General features: G+C 68.6%; 15 protein-coding genes. 5 read left to right on the top strand and 10 right to left on the bottom strand.

The features are described from left to right. Positions 1 to 3 precede the first annotated feature (3 nt). On the bottom strand, positions 4 to 1,377 hold the full coding sequence (locus tag ACPPVQ_RS00900) for an MFS transporter (RefSeq protein WP_426517672.1): 1,374 nt from the start codon (positions 1,375 to 1,377) through the stop codon (positions 4 to 6). Positions 1,378 to 1,465: 88 nt separating this feature from the next. Here ACPPVQ_RS00900 and ACPPVQ_RS00895 point away from each other — a divergent pair, with 88 nt between their 5' ends. The 4 genes from ACPPVQ_RS00895 to ACPPVQ_RS00880 all read left to right on the top strand — a co-directional run bounded on the left by ACPPVQ_RS00895 (position 1,466) and on the right by ACPPVQ_RS00880 (position 3,586). Beyond that, positions 1,466 to 2,011: a TetR/AcrR family transcriptional regulator gene (locus tag ACPPVQ_RS00895; RefSeq protein ID WP_426517670.1), complete on the top strand. Its 546-nt coding sequence runs from the start codon at positions 1,466 to 1,468 to the stop codon at positions 2,009 to 2,011. 44 nt (positions 2,012 to 2,055) lie between these two features. Beyond that, on the top strand, positions 2,056 to 2,790 hold the full coding sequence (locus ACPPVQ_RS00890) for an AzlC family ABC transporter permease (protein ID WP_426517668.1): 735 nt from the start codon (positions 2,056 to 2,058) through the stop codon (positions 2,788 to 2,790). Next, positions 2,787 to 3,092 (top strand): AzlD domain-containing protein, encoded by a 306-nt coding sequence (locus tag ACPPVQ_RS00885; protein ID WP_426517666.1) that lies wholly within the window; start codon positions 2,787 to 2,789, stop codon positions 3,090 to 3,092. Before ACPPVQ_RS00890 ends, ACPPVQ_RS00885 begins: the two co-directional genes overlap by 4 nt. 128 nt (positions 3,093 to 3,220) lie before the next feature. Then, on the top strand, positions 3,221 to 3,586 hold the full coding sequence (locus tag ACPPVQ_RS00880; protein ID WP_426517664.1) for a hypothetical protein: 366 nt from the start codon (positions 3,221 to 3,223) through the stop codon (positions 3,584 to 3,586). Positions 3,587 to 3,622: 36 nt separating this feature from the next. Here the strand turns inward: ACPPVQ_RS00880 and ACPPVQ_RS00875 are convergent, their stop codons facing one another. The 8 genes from ACPPVQ_RS00875 to ACPPVQ_RS00840 form a co-directional block, all read right to left on the bottom strand. After that, positions 3,623 to 5,377 (bottom strand): DUF5605 domain-containing protein, encoded by a 1,755-nt coding sequence (locus tag ACPPVQ_RS00875; RefSeq protein WP_426517663.1) that lies wholly within the window; start codon positions 5,375 to 5,377, stop codon positions 3,623 to 3,625. A gap of 14 nt (positions 5,378 to 5,391) precedes the next feature. Next, positions 5,392 to 6,924 carry a family 43 glycosylhydrolase gene (locus ACPPVQ_RS00870; protein WP_426517661.1) on the bottom strand — a complete coding sequence of 511 codons (1,533 nt, stop codon included), beginning with the start codon at positions 6,922 to 6,924 and terminating at the stop codon, positions 5,392 to 5,394. 2 nt (positions 6,925 to 6,926) lie between these two features. Further along, complete coding sequence (locus tag ACPPVQ_RS00865) at positions 6,927 to 9,251, bottom strand: glycoside hydrolase family 3 protein (protein WP_426521351.1); 2,325 nt, start codon at positions 9,249 to 9,251, stop codon at positions 6,927 to 6,929. A gap of 165 nt (positions 9,252 to 9,416) precedes the next feature. Further along, a complete protein-coding gene (locus ACPPVQ_RS00860; RefSeq protein WP_426517659.1) occupies positions 9,417 to 11,540 on the bottom strand; it encodes a beta-galactosidase in 2,124 nt (707 codons plus the stop codon). Continuing rightward, complete coding sequence (locus ACPPVQ_RS00855) at positions 11,541 to 12,398, bottom strand: ATP-binding cassette domain-containing protein (RefSeq protein WP_426517657.1); 858 nt, start codon at positions 12,396 to 12,398, stop codon at positions 11,541 to 11,543. Beyond that, the gene (locus ACPPVQ_RS00850; RefSeq protein WP_426517655.1) at positions 12,395 to 14,221 is read right to left on the bottom strand and encodes a dipeptide/oligopeptide/nickel ABC transporter permease/ATP-binding protein; all 1,827 of its coding nucleotides are present in this window, start codon (positions 14,219 to 14,221) and stop codon (positions 12,395 to 12,397) included. Before ACPPVQ_RS00850 ends, ACPPVQ_RS00855 begins: the two co-directional genes overlap by 4 nt. After that, positions 14,218 to 15,159 carry an ABC transporter permease gene (locus ACPPVQ_RS00845; RefSeq protein WP_345762859.1) on the bottom strand — a complete coding sequence of 314 codons (942 nt, stop codon included), beginning with the start codon at positions 15,157 to 15,159 and terminating at the stop codon, positions 14,218 to 14,220. Before ACPPVQ_RS00845 ends, ACPPVQ_RS00850 begins: the two co-directional genes overlap by 4 nt. A 75-nt stretch (positions 15,160 to 15,234) precedes the next feature. Beyond that, a complete protein-coding gene (locus ACPPVQ_RS00840; RefSeq protein WP_426517653.1) occupies positions 15,235 to 16,749 on the bottom strand; it encodes an ABC transporter substrate-binding protein in 1,515 nt (504 codons plus the stop codon). 125 nt (positions 16,750 to 16,874) lie between these two features. Between ACPPVQ_RS00840 and ACPPVQ_RS00835 the strand changes: the two genes are divergently transcribed. Then, a complete protein-coding gene (locus ACPPVQ_RS00835) occupies positions 16,875 to 17,483 on the top strand; it encodes a TetR/AcrR family transcriptional regulator (protein WP_426517651.1) in 609 nt (202 codons plus the stop codon). On the opposite strand, the gene ACPPVQ_RS00830 is transcribed toward ACPPVQ_RS00835, so the two are convergent. Next, positions 17,480 to 18,451 carry a nucleoside hydrolase gene (locus tag ACPPVQ_RS00830; protein ID WP_426517649.1) on the bottom strand — a complete coding sequence of 324 codons (972 nt, stop codon included), beginning with the start codon at positions 18,449 to 18,451 and terminating at the stop codon, positions 17,480 to 17,482. The two genes, ACPPVQ_RS00835 and ACPPVQ_RS00830, sit on opposite strands and share 4 nt — an antisense overlap. Between the last annotated feature and the right edge of the window lie 24 nt (positions 18,452 to 18,475).

The following is an 18,475-nucleotide window of genomic DNA, read 5'->3' as shown; positions in this document are numbered from 1 at the left end:
TCGCTATTCCGCCGCAGCCACCACCCGCACTGAGCCCGTGGCCGGGCGCGCAGAGCGCACGACGTGCGCACGCCTCAGCTGCACGACCAGGCCGACCGCCGTGGCGAGTGCGGCCGCGATTCCGTAGCCGATCACCGCATCCAGAAGCCCGACCACACCGATCAGCTCACCCACGATCAGCGCCGGCACCCCGTACGCGAGGTAGTTGACCAGGTAGACGGCCGCGAACAGCTCGGCGCGCTGGTGGGCGGGAGCGAGCGGGGCGAGGATGCGCAGCGAACCCGAGAACGCCGCGCCGAATCCCGCGCCACCCAGCACGGCACCGACGAAGAGGAGCGGAAGCAGCCCGAACGCGACCGCGGATACCGAGATGGCGATCCCGACCACGACGGAGGCCGAACCCCAGATCGTCGCGGTGCGGGCGTGCACCCGGCTCAGCACGAAGCCGGCAACGGCACCTGCCGCGGGCTGGAGGGCAACGATGGCCCCGTTGACGAGGCCGCTGTCGATGTGGAACACGCCGCGGATGATCGAGGGCGCGAGTCCGAGGAACAGTCCGGCGAGCATCCACGTGCCGATCAGCACCGGCACGATCGCCCCGAACTCGGCACGGGCCGCACGCGGAACGGTCAGCCGTGGGATGAGCGACCTCACCGCCCCCGCACGCCGCGACACGGTCTCCGCCGACAGCGCGACCACGATGATGCCGAGCGTGAAGACGACCGCCAGGGAACTGAAGATGATCACGGTCGGCACTGCGGTGAACTGCACTGCGGCCCCGGTGATCAGGGCGCCGAGGGCGAGGCCGCCGACGGGTGCGGTGCCGCCGATGACGGCGCCGAGCTTCTTGTGCTTCTCGGGCGCCAGTTCGACGATTGCTGCGGTGAACGTTCCGGTTGCCGCACCGGTCGCGACCCCCTGGATCGCACGGGCCACGATGATCCAGCCGATGTCCTGGGCGAACAAGAAGATGAGCATCGAGACGATCTCGAGCGCCAGCGCACCGATCAGCACGGGGCGGCGGCCGATGTGGTCAGACAGCGAACCGGCGATCAGCAGCGTCACGAGAAGCGTGATGGCGTAGATGGCGAACGCAATCGTGAGCACCCAGGCCGGGAAGCCCCACTCCTGCTGGTAGAGCACGAACAGCGGGCTCGGGGCGCCTGCGGCGAAGGTGACGCCCACGAAGGTGAGGGCAGCGCCGACGAAGGCGGCGACCGGTGAGAGCGTGCGGCGGGCTGCGCCTGCCTGGCTCGCCTGGCTCGCCTGGCCTGCCTTGCAGACCTTGGCGACGGATGCGGTCACCGCGCCCTTCGCACGCGCCAGGGCTTCCGGGCAGTTCGCGCCGTTTGCGCCGGTCTCTTGCACTGTTGACATCTCGACTCCTTAACGCAAATCCGATTGCTTTACGCACGCTATCCTGATTTCACCACAAAAGCAACAACATTTGCGTTAAGCTGTTTGCATGGATACCAAGACCACGCCGTCGAAGAGGACGGGCGGCCGCAGCGCCGCGGTCATGCACTCGGTGCGCACCGCCGTCGAAGAACTCGTGAAGGAGCGCGGCCGCGAGCGCGTGACCGTGCCGATGATCGCGGAACGCGCGGGCGTGAACCCGACGAGCATCTACCGCCGGTGGGGCGACCTGCCCACCCTCATCAACGACATCGCGACCTATCGCCTGGACCCGGAGCGGCCCCTGCCACAGAACGGCGACCTGCGTCGTGACCTGACCGAGTGGGCACGCGAGATCGTGGAGCACTACCGCAAACCGGTGAACGCGGCACTCCTCCGCGGCGGCGCGGCCAACGCCGGAGCGACCGAATCGGACTGCCTGCGCAATCGCCGCGCCGAGGCGACGATGTTTCTCGACCGGTACCCGGGCTCCGAGGTGAGTGCAGACGAGATCATCGACGTCGTCGTCGCTCCGATCATCTACCGGGTGATCTTCCAGCCCTGGACGCTCGACGACGAGACCGCCGACACCGTGGTCGCCCGCCTGTTCGACTGAGCGCGGCGGCACCGACAACCACTGGCGGACTATTCTGGCCAGTTATGAGCCGAACGCCAGCCCAGTCCGCAGCCATGCGGTCGGGCATCGCGGTCGGCGTGGCCACCGCCGCGTACGGCATCTCGTTCGGCGCACTCGCGACAGCGTCGGGCCTGGACGTCTGGCAGGCGTGCGTGCTCAGCCTGGTGATGTTCAGCGGCGGCTCGCAGTTCGCGCTGATCGGCGTGCTCGCATCCGGGGGGACAGCAGCCGCAGGCTCCGCGATCGCGGGCGCAGCCCTGCTCGGGTCGCGCAACACCTTCTACGCATTGAGGCTCTCGCGCATCATCGGGCCCGGCTTCTTCAAGCGCGCCGCCGCAGCCCCACTCACGATCGACGAATCCACCGCGGTCGCCACGGCCCAGACCGAACCCGCGGCACAACGCCTCGGCTTCTGGGTCACCGGCATCACCGTCTACGTCGGCTGGAACCTCATGACCCTCGCCGGCGCCCTCCTCGGCAACCTGATCGGCGACGTGCGTGCGTACGGTCTGGATGCTGCTGCCGCGGCCGCATTCCTCGGCCTGCTCTGGCCGCGACTGAAAGCCCGCCAGACGCAGGCGGTCGCCGTCGCCGCCGGCTTCGTGGCCACGATCCTGACGCCGTTCCTCACACCCGGCCTCCCCGTGCTCGCCGCCGCCGCAGTCGCCATCGTCGTCGGCGTGCTGAACCTTTTCGGCACGCGGGGCGGTCCGCCCCGTCCTGAGGCCATCCCGATGGAACGGGAGGTGGAACCGTGACGACCTGGGACATCATCCTGCTCGCGTCGATCGCCGTGCTCGGGCTCAAGGTGCTCGGCTGGCTGGTGCCGCCGAAAGCGCTCGACCACCCGACGGTCGCCCGGGTCAGCGACCTGCTGACGGCCGCACTGCTCGCCGCGCTGATCTGCGTGCAGACGTTCGGCGCCGGCCAGGGCCTCCAGCTCGACGCCCGGCTTCCCGCGGTCGCGATCGCCGCAGGCCTCTACGCGTTGCGGGTGCCGTTCATCGTCGTCGTGCCCGCGGCCGCCGTGGTCGCCGCTCTCATCCGCCTCCTGACCTGACCCCCGCGACCCGGGCCGCGAAAGCTGCAGCCCACGTCTCGCACCCTTCGCGGCGCCCCCGATGTCGGGCGCGGCTTCTATGCTCAGGAGCGCAGCGGGCCGGGCTGCCGATCGCGGGAAGGAGCGCAGTGTCCGCATGGCACCCGGTCGCGAACGCGCATGCGTCGGAGTGGACCCTGCGCCAGGGCGACCTGGGCGAGCCGTACGCGGTGGTGCGGCGGTTCGCGTTCGGCGACCCGAACCATCCCGAGGTCTGGTTTCGTGTCGTCACCTGGGCGCCGACATCCGACGGTCGTGAACTGATCGGATGGTGCCGCACCCTCGAAGCGGCGGCCGCAGCCGGGTGGGACCACCGCTGCGCCTACGAATCGTGGCGCCACCACATGGCGTCGAAGCGAACGGATGCCGCCACCATGTCACGCATGCGCCCGCCGGCTGCCGAGCTGGTGCGTTTCTATCGCACCGCTCTCAAGGCACGCGTCGCGTCGAGTTGAGTCGAGGCAAACCGACTCACCTGAACCCGCACGGCGCTACGCGACCGCCACCAGGCGCACGGCCATGTACTGCCGCGCGGGAAGCGGCACGCGGAAGGTGCCCTCGAGCACCCCGTCGAGGCGCTCGACGGTCATGTTCCAGGTGTCGATCACATCCACCGCGTACTTTCGGCCGCGCGGCGCGTTCACCATGCGAAAGCTCGGCCGGTTGAAGCCGAAGTACCCGATCAGGTATTCACCGGCGACCCCGCCCCACGGCAGATCCCATTCGCCGGGCAGCGGGTCGAGCACGCCGGTCGGCGACTCCGCCGTGATGTCGGCAAGAAAACGGATGCGCGCCGGCGACTGCCCGACGAGCTCACCGCCTTTCGACCACCACAGCTCTTCGCGCTCGTTGAGGTAGGTCTCCCCGTGCCCGACGTAGCCGCCGCGCACCGCGCCTTCCCAGAACCGCCGCGTCATCTCTTCGCCGGTGATGTTGCCCCAGCCCTGGTCGATGTCGCCTTCGTAGGCGCATTCGTCGATGACGACCGGCTTTCCCCAGTCTGCACGCCACGCATCCGTGTTCTCCGCGGTGCGGTACACGTCGGTGCGCTGGATGCTCGCGTGGGTGATCCACGGACGACCGTAGTCGTAGAAGGCGAAGCAGTTGTGGATCGACAGCAGGTGATGCGCCGGGTCCTCGGCGACGATGATCGCCGCGAGACGTTCCCAGTCGTCGACGGTCTTCGACCACAGCAGGTCGTATTCGTTCGCGAGCGACCACCACACCGAGCGGTGGGCGCCGAGCCGCCTCACGAGGTAGCGCACGTAGCGGTCGTCGGCGGTCCGGCCCAGCTCGGAGAAGCCCCAGCGGTCGTACGCGTGGAACAGGATGAGGTCAGCCTCGATCCCGAGTTGCTGCAGTTGCAGGATGCGCTGCTCGAGCAGGGCGAAGTACGCCGGGTCGAAACGGGTGGTGTCGAACGACCCGTCGTCGCGGCGCACGAACGGGTACACCTCGGGGTCGTTCGTGTTGTAGAGGTACGACTTGGGAAAGACGCACATCCGCAGCTTGGTGAACGGCGACATCGCGAGGGTGTCGAGCGTCTGCTCCTGGAGGGGCTCGGGCTGGTGCGTCCAGGCGTACGCGGTCGTGCCGACGGGCAGATACCGGGTTCCGTCGGCGTACGCGAAGTGGAAGGTGTCGGCGACGCGCACGGGGCCGGCGTTGCCCGCATCCGGTGCCGTGACAGCGAAGCTGCCGCTGAGACCGTCGAGCGAGCGGGCCGTCGACGAGGTCGTGAACGTCCAGTCGCCTTCGTTCTCAGGCATGAAGCGCACCCGGTACCGTCCGTCGCCGTCGTAGAAACCGCCGACGTCGACCGTCTCGTCACCGCTTGCGAACGTCGCGGTCAGTTCGACGTCGACGAACGGGTTGCCGTGGGCCGGCCCGTCGATGGACAGTTCGAAGACGCCCCAGCGTTCGACGGCGATCGGATGCGTGCTCCGCGCCGAGCCGCGCGGGACCCCTTCGGCCTCGTAGTCGGTGCGCGTTTCGATCGCGGGCTCTTCTGTGCGCACGGTGATCGCATCCGCTTCGATCTGCGCCAGCTCCCGCCACAGCGCCTCGACCTCGGCCGGCTCGACGCGCTCGAGCCCGAACGACGTGATCTGGCCGATCGTCAGGTAGCGCAACTGGGTGAGCATCGGCGAGTTGAGCACGCCGGGAAGCGCGCGCTGCACCGCCCCGCGCGCCTGCGGGTTGTCGAGCAGGTCGGAGAGCAGCGATTCTTCGGTGAAACCTGCCATGACGTCCCCGTCTCCTAGTCTTCGGAGCCGCGGTAGCGGAGCCCCGCGAACGCCACGCGCCCGGTGGTCGCGTAGAGGCCGACGACGCGTCCGGTAAAGGATGCGGCGGTCTCTGCCGACAGGTACCGTCCGTCGACTTCGGCCAGGGTGAACGTTTTGCCGCCCGCGCTCGCCTGCAGCCGCACCACGTCGCTCGTCATGAGCGCCGGCCCGAAGCCGCCGCCGGTCGGCGGTACCGCGTCGATGACCAGCTCGACCGGGCCCCCCGGGAGCATGACGGACCATTCCTGCACCAGGCTCGCCAGCCGGGCCCGGGCGACGATGATCGTCGATTCGGGCCCACCCGTCGCTTCGATCTCGTAGTGGTGGTCTTCGTCGTAGCGTGCGGCGAGGCCGCCGGTGCCTTGCGTCACGTCGACGGTGGTCGCGAAGCGCGCGGTCTGGTGGAGCTGCCGGCGGCCGACGAACTGCGGTCGCGGGTCGTCGAGCGTCGAGCCGTCCCCGGTGAGCACGAGCCGCCCGTCGATGTCGAACTTTGCGACGTCGACGGGCTCCTGGCGAATGGCGAGCCACCCGTCGTCGAGGCTCCTGCCTTCGACGTTGTGGAAGGTGATGTCGTATTCGACGATGCCGGGTCGCGGGCGCAGTTCGACGGGCTGTGCGACCGGCCAGTCGTCGACCCAGTCGATGCGGGTGACGAAGGTCTCGCGCCCCAGCGCGGAGAACGCCTGGGTGAGGCCGCGGGGCCGCATGCCGAGCAGCACGATCGAGGTGCCACCGTCGGGCGTCTCGACGAGGTCGCCGTGACCAGTGTTCTGGATGGGGCGCGACGTGCTGCGAGCGCTGAGGAACGGGTTCGCCGCGTAGCCTTCGAACGGCCCGTACGGCGACGACGAGCGGGCGATGCTCACCCCGTGTCCACGCTCGGTGCCGCCCTCGGCGATCATGAGGTACCAGTAGTCGCCGCGCTGGTAGAGGTGCGGCGCCTCGGGGAACTTCAGCCCGGTGCCCGACCACAGCGAGCGCGGCTCTTCGAGCGAACGGCCGGCTTCGAGGTCGACCCGCACCTGCTGAACCCCGTGGTGCGCGCCCAGGTCGGGGCCGGTCGTCATCAGGCCCGAAAAGGTGACCAGCGCGGTTCCGTCGTCATCCCACGCCAGGTCGGGGTCGATGCCGCCGACGCCCTCGATGATGGTTCCGTCGCTCCACGGCCCCGCCGGGTCGGTCGCGGTGAACACGATGCACCCGCGGCCCATCGCGATGGTGACGATCACGTAGAAGACGCCGTCGCGGTACCGGATCGTCGGCGCCCATACTCCCCCGCCGGTCGTCACGTCTTCGACGCCGACCTGGTCCATGCGCGTGGCCACGTTGCCGATCTGCGTCCATTCGACGAAGTCGGTGCTGTGGTACACCGGGATGGCCGGCAGGTATTCGAACGTCGAGGTGACGATGTAGAAGTCGTCGCCGACGCGCACGACGCTCGGGTCGGGGTTGAAGCCGGGGATGAGCGGGTTCGGGTAGTCGACGCGGGTTGCGGTGGTCATGGTCACGCCTCCAGTTTCACGGTGGTGTCGAGCGGCAGGTCGATGACAGATGTTCCGATGCGAAGAGTAAACGCACCCGGCTCGAAGGTCCAGCCCTCATCCCAGTGAGCGAAAGCGCGCACCGGGATGCGGATGCCGACCGATGCGGTCCTTCCGGCATCCACGTTCACAGGCGCGAAGCCGGCCAGCCACCGCACAGGCCGCTCGATCGTGGAGTCTGCGCGCTCGGCGTACACCTGCACGACCTGCTTGCCTACGCGGATGCCACGGTTGACGACGTCGACGGTGACCGTGAAGTCGCCGTCGGCGGGCGCGACGACGACGGGGGCAGAGATCGTCGTCGGCACGATGGTCGTGTAGCCGAGGCCGTGGCCGAACGGGTAGGCCGGCGTGCGCTCCGATTTCAGCCAGGCCCGGTACCCGATGTGGATGCCTTCGTCATAGACGAGAACCCCGTCGGTGGGTGTGGTCTCGATCACCGGCACGTCGGCCTGCACGGCCGGCCAGGTCGTGGGGAGGCGGCCGCCCGGTTCGACGGCGCCGAGCAGCACGTCGGCGATCGCGTTGCCGAATTCCTGGCCGCCGAAGTAGCCGACGAGCACGGCGGCGACCTCGTCACGCCACGGCAGGAGCACTGGCGACCCAGCGTTGACGACGACGACGGTGTGCGGGTTGGCGGCGGCGACAGCACGCACCAGGTCGTCCTGCCGGCCGGGGAGCGTGAGCGATTCGCGGTCGTAGCCCTCGGACTCGACGCGCGAGTTGGTGCCGACGACGACGAGTGCGACGTCGGCCGCGCGCGCCGCCTCGGCCGCTTCGTCGATGAGGACCTGGGGGTCGGCGTCGGCGGGCTCGAGGCCGAACGTGAACGCCAGCGCGTTCGCGAGTGGACCGACCCGGTCGAGCAGGTCGTATTCGACGCGGATGCGCACCGCTTCTCCCGCGGTGACGGCGACCGGGGCAGAGACGGACGGGGGCGAAAGGAGGGCGGCACCGAGGTCGGTCCCTTCGGGCACCACGGTCGCGTCGACGGTGAGCACGTCGTCGATGAAGATACGCGCCGTGCCCGAGGCGGCGAATCCGATGTGCAGCACGTCGGTGACGTCGGGCTCGTAGAGGGTTTCGACGTGGAGCGTCGCCGACTGGGCGATCGGCGCGTCCCCGCCGAACCAGACCAGTGAGGTCGCCCGGCGGTCCTCGGAGAGCAGGTCGGTGCCGGCCGCGTCGCGGAAACTGATCCGGATGCCCGGCGCGCCCGTGACCGGGTTGGTGAGCTGCGCGAGGGGGAAAGGAGCGATCCCCTCCTGCACGACGGCGCCGATCGCGTACGTGACGGATGCGTCGGGGAGCGCGTCCCGGATTCCTTCCAGCGGCGAGACGACGTGCTCGGGGATCACCGTGGCGCTTCCGCCGCCCTGGCTGCGGGCGAGGTCGGCATTGTGGCCGATCACGGCGACCGACCCGACCGACGTCGTGCTCCACGGCAGCTCGCCGCGGTTCGTCAGCAGAACGGTTCCGGCAGCTGCCGCCTCACGCACGAACGCGATGCCGTCTTCGACCTCGACCGGCTCGGCGGCGACCGGCTCGAACCCGTCGAGCGCCCCGACCCGGGCGGCGAGCTGCAGGATGCGCAGCACCTTGCGGTCGACATCGGCCTCGGCCACACGCCCGTCGCGCACCGCAGCCACGAGTGCCTCGCCCCACGGCCCGTCCGGGCCGGGCATCACGAGATCCTGGGATGCGCTGGCGCTGGCGATGCTGCGCACGGCGGTCCAGTCACTGACGACCACGCCGTCGAACCCCCATTCGCTGTTCAGCGGCGTCTCGAGCAGGTCGTTCTCGGTGGCGGTCACGCCGTTGATCGAGTTGTAAGCGCTCATCACGAGCCACGCGTGCGCGTCGACGATCGCCTTCTCGAAGGCCAGCAGGTAGAGCTCGCGCAGCGGCCGCTCGTCGACCTGCACGTCGACCGTGAAACGGTCGGTCTCGGAGTCGTTGGCGATGTAATGCTTCGGGGTGGCCCCGACGCCGTTGACCTGCATGCCCTCGACGTAGGCGGCCGCCAGCTCGGCGGTGAGCACCGGGTCTTCGCTGAACGCTTCGAAGTGCCGCCCGCCGAGCGGGGAACGATGCAGATTGATGGTCGGGCCGAGCACCACATCCACTCCCTTGCGCCGCGCCTCGACCGCGGCGGCCGCACCGTAGCGGTGGGCGAGCGACGGATCCCAGGCCGAACCGAGCGCGGTCGCCGAAGGCAGGTTGAGCGACGGGCTGCGCTCATCCCATACCTCCCCGCGCACGCCGGACGGGCCATCGGAGAAGAGCATGCGCCGCAGCCCGATCTTCTCGATCGGCCAGGTGTTCCAGAAGTCGCGCCCGGTGAGCAGCTGCACCTTCTCTTCGAGGGTGAGCTGGTCGAGCAGGCCGCGCAGGCGCGCCTCGATGTCGGTCGCGTCGGGGATGGTGGTGGCGGTGGTGCTCACGGTGACTCCTTATTTGCTTTCAGCGGATGCTGGACCCGCGACGACGCGCACGTCCCACGGTCCGAGGTCGATGGTTTCGCCCGCGCCGTACGAGCGCTCGGCGAGAAGGTCGGTGACCGCGAACGGGACTTCGACCACCGCGTCGGTCCACGACCAGTTGTGCAGGAACCAGATGCGGTCGCCGTCGGGCGCCGTCGAACTGGTCACGGTCACGGTCTCGGGCAGGCCGCTCCAGCCGGCGAGGGGTGACGACACCAGCCATTCGTTGAGCGCACGGGCGAGCGCCTGGCCGGGAACCGTGCCGACGGTGGTCACACGCCCAGCGCCGTGCTCGTTCGTCGTGACGGCAGGCCAGCGGCCGAAGTGCGGGTGCCGGTAGTGGGCGAGGGCGGTGGCGCCGTCGAGGGTGAGGGCGTCCACCCAGTCTGTGGCTTCAGCATCCGGTATCGCGGCGAAGCCGTCGACGCCATCGACCGGCACCGGTCCCTCGAGGTTCGCGAATTCGTCGTAGGTCACGCCTGCCGCACCGGTCAGCCGCGACGGCTTGACGTCGATGCGGGCGCGGCCCTCGCGGTCGGCGTATGCGGTGCGCGGGCCGAGCACGAGGTGGCCGCCGGCGGCAGCGTAGGCGTCGAGCCAGTCGAGGTCGTCGTCGGCGGCCGTGAAGAACGCCGGCACGACGAGCACCGGATGCGCAGTCGCGAAGTCGGCAGGGCCCGTGTCCGCGCCCCGGGATGCGAAGAGCTGCTGGGGCCGCACCAGCCGCGCCTGCAGGCCGGCGTCGAACGCGCCCCGGTAGAACGCGGCGACGATGCGACGGTAGGAGTCGGGGTCCAGGTACTGTCCGGGTGCACCGAACGGCGCCTGCGAAGAGAGTGCGAACTTACTGTCGGAGTCGTAGAGCACCGCGACATCCGCATCCGGAACCGAACGGGCGACGCGGTCGCCCGCGCGTGCGAACTCGGCACCGAGCCGGGCCAGCTCGGCGTACGTGCGGCCCGGAACCTGGCTGTGCGGCAGCACGCCGCCCCAGTACGTCTCGACCCCGAAGTGCAGGGTGTGCCAGTGCCAGTACTCGACCAGGCGCGCGCCGCGGGCGACGAGCGCCCAGGCGGCCTGCCGCCACTGCCCGTCGTACGGCGAGAAGTTCAGCGAGGAGTGACCGATCGACGAGGCGTTCGTCTCGGTGATCAGGAACGGCGCCTGCTTCGATGAGAACATCAGGTCGGCGAGCTGGTAGAGCGCCCACGTGCCTTTCACGATCCAGCCGGTCGACCGCTCGTCGGTGCTGGGGTGGGCGAGCGCGTCCTGCATCTCGTAGTAGGCGTTGCCCGAGGCGATGTCGAGCTCCGCCGAGAGGTCCACGTCTTCGACACCGACCTGGTCGTAGGAGATGCAGGTGGTCACGAACTGGCCGGGCGCCGCGAACTCGCGCACGATGCCGGCCTGCCATCCGATGAACTCGGTGACCAGCTGCGCCTGGAAGCGACGCCAGGCGAGGTCGTACTGCGGCTGGAAATTGCCGTCCGGCCGCCACAGGTCGGCCCAGGTCGACAGCCGGTGCGACCAGTAGACGAGGCCCCACTCGCGGTTGAGCGTCTCGACGTCGCCATAGGTGTGGCGCAGGTGGTCGACGAACCGCTGGAAGATCCCCTCGTTGAACAGCAGCCGCAGGCCGGGTTCGTTGTCGACCTGGTAGCCGATGATCGCGGGGTGGTCGCGGTAACGGCCGACGACGGCGCGGATGATGCGCTCGGCATAGAAGAGGTACGCCGGGTTGGTGAAATCCATCTCCTGCCGGCTGCCCCACGGGATCGGGACCCCGGTGGCACTGTCGCCCGCGACTTCGGGGTGGAGGCGCTTCATCCACATCGGGATGGCGTACGTCGGCGTTCCCAGGATGACGCCGATGCCGCGGGCGTGCGCCGCATCCAGCACGGGTTCCAGCCAGTCCAGCTCGAAGACACCGGGCTCGGGCTCCCAGGTGGACCAGACCGATTCGCCGACGCGGATCACGGTGAACCCGGCCGCCGCCATCAGGTCGAAGTCCTCCTCGAGCCGCGGGCTCGGCTGGTACTCGTGGTAGTAGGCGGCCCCAAAGCGGATGCCCGGGCCACTCTCGACGTCACTCACCTACACGCCCGCTTGCACGTTCTGCTCTGCGTGCGCCGCCAGCAGTCGCCGGCGGTCGGCGCGCCGCTGCTCCTGGCGGTCCGGGTCGGGCACCGGAGCCGCCAGGAACAGACGCTGGGTGTACGGATGCTCGGGGTGGGCGGTGACCTGGTCGCCACTGCCCCACTCCACGATCTCTCCGTGGTACATGACCGCGACCCGGTGGCTGAGGTGACGAACCACCGCCAGGTCGTGGGAGACGAACAGGTAGGCGACGCCGGTGCGGTCCTGGATGTCCTTGAACAGGTCGAGCACACGCGCCTGGGTCGAGAGGTCGAGCGCCGACACCGGCTCGTCGCACACGATGAGGCGCGGTTCGAGCGCGAGAGCGCGGGCGATGGCGATGCGCTGCCGCTGGCCGCCGCTGAATTCGCGGGGCAGGCGGCTGGCGGCCTGGGCGGGCAGACCGACCTGGTCGAGCAGGTCGCGCACCCGCTTCGACGCTTCCTTCGCCGGAACCTTGCGCACCGTCAGCGGCTCGACCAGGATCTGCTCGATCGTCAGCGACGGGTTCAGCGAGGTGTACGGGTCCTGGAACACGACCTGGATCTCACTCGACAGCGCGCGACGCTCCTTGCGGCCGAGCCGGCTGATGTCCTTGCCTTTGTAGCGGATGGCACCTCCGGTCACCGGGGCGAGCCCCAGCACCGCGCGGCCGAGCGTCGTCTTTCCCGATCCGGACTCCCCCACCAGGCCGACGGTCTCGCCGGGCCTGATGTCGAGGGAGACACCTTTCAGGGCGCGGAACGGTTCCTTGCGGAAACCCTTCACCGGGTATTCGACGACGACCTCGTCGCAGTCGAGCAGCAGCTCGCTCATGACCGTTCTCCTTCGGTGGTCGCGCCGGCCGTGACAAGCTCTCCGCGGGCTGCGCCCTCTTCGAGGATGTCGTCGAACAACGCCTTCGTGTACACGTGCTCGGGGGCTGCGAAGATCGCACGCACCGGCCCCGACTCGACGATGCGTCCGTTGCGCATCACCGAGACGCGGTCGCACAGGTCGGCGACGACGCCGAAGTTGTGCGTGACGAGCACGACGCCCATGTTCAGTTCGTCCTGCAGGGTGCGGAGCAGGTCGAGGATGTCGGCCTGCACCGTCACGTCGAGTGCGGTGGTCGGCTCGTCGGCGATGAGCAGGTCGGGGCTGCACGAGATGGCTCCCGCGATCAGCACGCGCTGGGCCATGCCGCCGGACACCTCGTGCGGGTATGCCGCGAAGGTGCGCTGCGGGTTCGGGATGCCGACCTTCGCCAGCAGTTCGAGCGCGCGCTCCTTCGCCTCCTTCTTCGAGATGCCCAGGCACACTCTCATCGGTTCGACCAGCTGGCTGCCGATCGTGAATGACGCGTCGAGGTTCGACATCGGCTCCTGCGGGATGTAGGCGATGCGGCGCCCGCGAAGGCGCGTCATCTCCTTCTCCGACGCATTCGCCAGGTCTTCGCCTTCGAACGTGATCGAGCCGCCGGTGACCCGGCCGCCTTCGGGCAGCAGCCGGAGCACCGACCAGGCGGTCTGCGTCTTGCCGGAACCCGACTCGCCGATCAGGCCGTGGACCTCACCGCGGCGCACGTCGAGCGAGACATCGTTGACGACGTGCTTGATCGAGCCGTCGGGCTGGTCATAGCCGACCGACAGGTGCTCGATGCTCAGCAGCACCTCGCCCACGCCCTCGAGGGTGCGGGCGTCATCGGGATGACGTACGACGGCCTCGTGCACGATACCCGTGTCGGTCGACGCCTTGCGCTTGCGCTTCTTCGTGGTGGCGCTGCGCTCCAGTTCGTCGCGCATCGCGTTGGCCAGAAGAGTGAGCGCGATACACGTCAGCGCGATCGCGAGGCTCGGCCACAACATGAGCAGCGGGTCCTTGTAGATGTTCGCGAAGCCGTCGTTCAGCATGGAACCCCAGGTGGGGATGTTCATGTCGCCGAGGCCAAGGAAGTCCAGTCCGGCCTGCACGGCGATCGCGATACCGGTGACCATCGCCGCCTGGATGATGACAGGTGCGCGCACCACGGTGAGGATGTGACGGCCGATGATGCTGCCGTCACCGAGCCCCGAGACGCGGGCCGCGTCGACATACAGCTCGTTGCGCACCGCGGTGACCGAGGCATACACGAGGCGGAAGAACGCCGGCGAGAGGATGATGCCGAAGATCACCATCGACGCCCAGAGCGACGGGCCGATGACGGCACGGGCCGCCAGCAGCACGACGATACCGGGCAGCGCCATCAGCAGGCTGGTCAGCCACGACGACACCGAGTCGAACCACTTGCCGTAGTACCCGGCGAAGAGACCGCCGGTCACGCCGATGACGGCGGCGACGATGAGGGCGACAAGGGCGCCGGCGAGACTGAAGCGGGTGGCGTACAGGAGGCGGCTGAGCACATCCCGCCCCGCACTGTCCGCGCCGAGCGGATGCTTGGCGCTGATCGGGTCGAGCACATCGTTCAGGGATGCGGCGTTCGGGTCGTGCGGCGCCAGCCACGGAGCGAAGATGGCGCTGAGCACGAGGAGCGCGAGGAAGACCATCGCGATGAGTCCGACCGGGTTCTTCAGCAGCCGGCGGAACAGGGAGACACGGGCACCGCTTTCCTCGACCGCGACGGTCAGGGACGGGTCCGGCATGGGAGCCGTTTGAGTCATGAGAGACGCACCTTCGGGTTGAGCCAGCCCTGCAGCAGGTCGATGAGGAGGTTCACGACCACGACGATGATCGCGGTCACGACGACAAGACCCATCACGAGGGGGATGTCGCCTTGCGTGGTGGCGGTGACGGACACCTGGCCGAGACCGGGGATCGCGAAGATCTGCTCCACGATCACCGCCCCGCCGAGGAGGCCGACGAACTGCACGGCGAGGACGGCGAGCGCAGGGCCCCCGGCGTTCCTGAGCACGTGCTTGTAGATGACGCGGCTGGAGGAGAGACCGCGGCTGCGGAGGGTGCGCACGTAGTCCTGCCGGAGGGCGTCGATGACCGAACCGCGGATCTGCTGGGTGACACCGGCGATGCTGCCGATGGCGAGCGCGATGATCGGAAGGGTCACCGTCGACAGCCAGCCCGACGGTGAATCGGTGAACGGTATGTAGCCGGTCGGTTTGAACCAGTGCAGGTTGATGGCGAAGATGATCACCAGCGCGAGGGCGATGAGGAAGCCCGGGATGGCGAAGCCGAGAACCGAGAGCACCTGGACGCTGCGGTCGACGCCGCCGCGGCGGACCGCGGCCCAGACACCGAGGACGACGGCGACGATCGCGCTCAGCACGGTCGCGCCGATGACGATGGACAGGGTGACGGCGGTGCGGGAGCTGATCGCATCCGCGACCGGCTGCCCGGTGAACCAGGAAGCGCCGAAGTCACCGTGGAGGGCGTTGCCCAGCCAGTCGATGTACTGGACGATGAGCGGGCGGTCGAGGCCAAGGCTCGCAGCCTTCGCCTGTACGTTCGCCTGGGTGGCCGAGGTACCGAGGATGCGGCGGGCGATGTCGCCACCGCCGAGGTACAGCAGCACGTAGGCGATCGTCGTGATGACGAACAACAGCACGATGCCGGAGAAGAGGCGTCGGAGGATGAATCTCAACATTGAAGTTCCTCTGTTGGCTGGGGAAGTGTGGGGGGCCGGGTCGCGCCGGCAGGCAGCGCGACCCGGTCAGTCACCTCAGGACTTGGGAACGATGTTCCAGAGGTAGGGATAGGCGTTGCCGGTCTGCACAGTGACCTTCGTCTTCGCGTCGCTCACGAAGCTCGACTGCATCCGGTACCAGGGGGCGAACCACGCCTGCTCGACCACGTACTTGTTGAGTGCCTTGACCGCCGCATCCGAGTCCGACTTGGAGCCGTTGTGGATGGTGGCGATGAGCGAGTCGACCTTGGGGTCGGAGTAGTGGAACGGGTTGAAGGTGGCGGTCTTCGAGATCTGGAAGTTGATCAGGGCCCAGTCCGGGTCCTGCTGCAGGATCATGTAGGTCGCCGGGTACTTCGGGGCGAGCATGTCGGTGATGAAGTTGTTACCGGCATCGGTGAAGTTCACCGTGATCCCGACATCCTTCAACTGCTGACCGATGAGCGTCCACACGGTCGACCCGAGGAGGTTGCTCGACGGCATCGACAGCGTGAGGCCCTTTGCGTAACCCGCTGCCGCGAGGAGCGACTTCGCCTTCGACGGGTCGTACGCGTAGTACGAGTCGAGGCTCGGGTCATACCCGACGGAGCTCTTCGGGAAGACCTGGGTCGTCGGTGTTCCGTAACCCTGGCCGACCGCCTTCAGCAGCGCCTTGGTGTCGAATGCGTAGTTGATGGCCTGGCGAACCCGGACATCCTTCAGGGCGGGGTTCATCGTTCCGGCACGGTCCAGCAGGATCAGGCCGTTCCAGTTCAGCTCGAGGGGCCACACGGTGAAGCCGCTCGCCTTGATCTGGTCGAGGTCGTTGTTGTTCGGCGTGTTCGCCGCGTTGACCTGGCCGCCCTTGATCGCGTTGAGGAGGGAGGTGGGGTCGGCGTAGACGTTCATCACGATCTTGTCGTAGTGGACGCTCGACGGGTCCCAGTACTTCTTGTTCTTCTCGAAGACGTACGAGGTGCCGACGACGGTCTTGCCGGTGTCGAGGGTGTACGGGCCCGATCCGACCGGGTCGGTCTTGATCGTGGAGCTCGTGAACGCCTTCGGGCTCTCCTGGAGCCCGGCGTTCTGGGTCAGGTACGTGAGCAGGGCGGGGTTCGACTGCTTGAGGGTCAGCTGCACGGTGGTCGGGTCGACCGCCTTGGCGCTGGCGAGGTCGGCGAGGTTCGACTTGTTGGGCGAATTGCCGTCGCGGAAGCGGGTGAGGTTCTGCGCGGCGACATCGGCGGTGAAGGCCGTGCCGTCGGTGAACTTCACGTTATTGCGGAGGGTCAGGGTCAGCACGGTGTTGGCGGCGTTGTACGACCACTTGGTTGCCAGGCCCGGCTTGACGTCGCCGTTCGGGTCTGCTTTGAGCAGCGTGTCATAGACCGCCTGCATGTAGGGCGACTCGTTCGCCCAGTTGGCGTCCTGCGCACTGAAAGTCGTTGCAGGAACGAGCACACCCAGTGTGAGGGTCTGCGATGAGCCGCCCGAGGAGTTGTTGGAAGAACATCCAGCAAGCCCGAGAGCGACGACGGCTGCAAGGGCCGCCAGCCTCTTCCATCGGAACATCTTTGGTCTCTTTCGTCGGGGCAGTTCCCAGTCGAACCACCTGTTGGTGAATGAAAGTAACACGAAAACCGAATAACCACTAGGTTTTTGTTTCAATCGTTTCAATTGGCTGCTAACCTCGCCTCATGGCTACGACAGGTAAGGTCCGCGGTTCGTACGCGAAGACCCCGGCGCGCCGTCGCGAGATCCTCGAGGCGGGCATCGACGTCTTCTCGGCGGCGGGCTTCCGCAGCGGTTCCATCCGCGAAATCGCGGAACGCGTCGGCATGAGCCAGGCCGGCCTGCTGCACCACTTCTCCAACAAGAGCGAGCTGCTCGCCGCCGTGCTGCAGCTGCGCGACGACCGCTCCGCCGAAGTCGTGCCCATCGACGACGCGCACGCAGGCATCGAGACCATCCGCGGCTGGGTCGCGCTCATGGACTACAACGCCACCGTCCCCGGCCTCGTCGAACTGCACTGCACCCTCTCGGCCGAGGCGACCGCAGTCGAGCATCCGGCCCACCAGTACTTCGTCGACAGGTACGTGTTCGTCGTCTCCCGCATGAAGCACGCGTTCGAGCGGATGCGCGATGCCGGCCAGCTCGTCGCCGGCACCGACCCCGAGGGCGCGGCCCGCGCGATGGTGGCGCTGTCAGACGGCCTGCAGGTGCAGTGGCTGCTCGACCGGTCGAGCGTCGACATGGCCGCGGAGATGCGCCGCTACGTGCGCGGCATCCTCACCGTCGACCTCTAGCGCCCTGGCGCCCTCGCGGCGAGCTTGGCGTAGAGGTCCTCGAAGAGGAGCCGCAGGTCGAGGCGGGTGTATACCCGGATCGTGCGTCCCGACCCGTCGAAATCGGCCGTGCCGTCGTCGCGGATGCGCGGGGCCGGCCGTGTGGCGTACTCGCTCGACGACGGGTCCGGCTGGAACGACGACTGCAGCGCGGTCAGCAGCACCAGCGGGCTGTCGCCGTACACGTAGGTCTCGCCGAGCGGCAACCCGTGGCGCGCCGCCATGTCTGCCACCCCGGCGATGCTGTCGACGAGCAGCCTCCCGATCGCACCGTTGGGGCGGATGCGCACCTCGGCTTCCGCATTCGACACCAGCGCCTGCCGGTACGCGTTCCGCGGCACCTGCCAGATCGGGATGCCGGAATCGTTGAACACGACCCGGGCCGCCACGATGTCGATGTTCTGGTTGTACTCGACGGGGTCCGCTTCCGGTGGCGGAACCGCGAGCGCCGGGTCTTCGAGTCCGCCGATCCAGACCAGCGTCAGGCGGTCGGCGATGCGCGGCTCGAGCAGCCAGGCGCTTGCGATCTCGGTGAGGCCGGCGCCGCAGGCGAGGTACAACGGCCGGTCGTCGTCGCGCATCGCCTCCTCGACGATCGCGAGGGCGCCCGCCGAGGCGATCGGCGCCGCAGCAACCCGAGCGACTGGCGCAGCGACCGGGGCGGCATCCGCGAGGCCGACATTCGACCCGGCGACGATGCGCGGCGCATCCGCAAGCCCGAGCGCGGCGACGACGTCGCGGGCGCGCTCGCAGGCGTTGTCGGCCGTGCGGTCGGAGGGGTCGAAGGGGTCCCCGGGGCGCAGGTGCGACCCGATGACCGCGCGGATGTCGACAGACGGCGACAGCAGATGGTGCGCGAGCTGCACCAGGCCGTCCGGGTCGCCGGAGAAGTCGTTGTCGATGATCACCCGGATGCGCTGATCGGTCATGATCCCTCCCGTCCTGTTGACAGT

This window comes from Leifsonia sp. McL0618, assembly GCF_049994905.1.
Lineage (GTDB): Bacteria > Actinomycetota > Actinomycetes > Actinomycetales > Microbacteriaceae > Diaminobutyricibacter.
This window is presented reverse-complemented; position numbering and strand designations above follow the sequence as displayed.

Excerpts from the sequence above, each read along its gene's own strand:
- ACPPVQ_RS00895 (WP_426517670.1), top strand. The coding sequence starts at position 1,466 with ATGGATACCAAGACCACGCCGTCGAAGAGGACGGGCGGCCGCAGCGCC.
- ACPPVQ_RS00850 (WP_426517655.1), bottom strand. The coding sequence starts at position 14,221 with ATGACTCAAACGGCTCCCATGCCGGACCCGTCCCTGACCGTCGCGGTC.
- ACPPVQ_RS00870 (WP_426517661.1), bottom strand. The coding sequence starts at position 6,924 with ATGACCACCGCAACCCGCGTCGACTACCCGAACCCGCTCATCCCCGGC.
- ACPPVQ_RS00835 (WP_426517651.1), top strand. The coding sequence starts at position 16,875 with ATGGCTACGACAGGTAAGGTCCGCGGTTCGTACGCGAAGACCCCGGCG.
- ACPPVQ_RS00845 (WP_345762859.1), bottom strand. The coding sequence starts at position 15,159 with ATGTTGAGATTCATCCTCCGACGCCTCTTCTCCGGCATCGTGCTGTTG.
- ACPPVQ_RS00900 (WP_426517672.1), bottom strand. The coding sequence starts at position 1,377 with ATGTCAACAGTGCAAGAGACCGGCGCAAACGGCGCGAACTGCCCGGAA.
- ACPPVQ_RS00865 (WP_426521351.1), bottom strand. The coding sequence starts at position 9,251 with ATGCTCTTCTCCGATGGCCCGTCCGGCGTGCGCGGGGAGGTATGGGAT.
- ACPPVQ_RS00840 (WP_426517653.1), bottom strand. The coding sequence starts at position 16,749 with ATGTTCCGATGGAAGAGGCTGGCGGCCCTTGCAGCCGTCGTCGCTCTC.
- ACPPVQ_RS00890 (WP_426517668.1), top strand. The coding sequence starts at position 2,056 with ATGAGCCGAACGCCAGCCCAGTCCGCAGCCATGCGGTCGGGCATCGCG.
- ACPPVQ_RS00855 (WP_426517657.1), bottom strand. The coding sequence starts at position 12,398 with ATGAGCGAGCTGCTGCTCGACTGCGACGAGGTCGTCGTCGAATACCCG.
- ACPPVQ_RS00830 (WP_426517649.1), bottom strand. The coding sequence starts at position 18,451 with ATGACCGATCAGCGCATCCGGGTGATCATCGACAACGACTTCTCCGGC.
- ACPPVQ_RS00875 (WP_426517663.1), bottom strand. The coding sequence starts at position 5,377 with ATGGCAGGTTTCACCGAAGAATCGCTGCTCTCCGACCTGCTCGACAAC.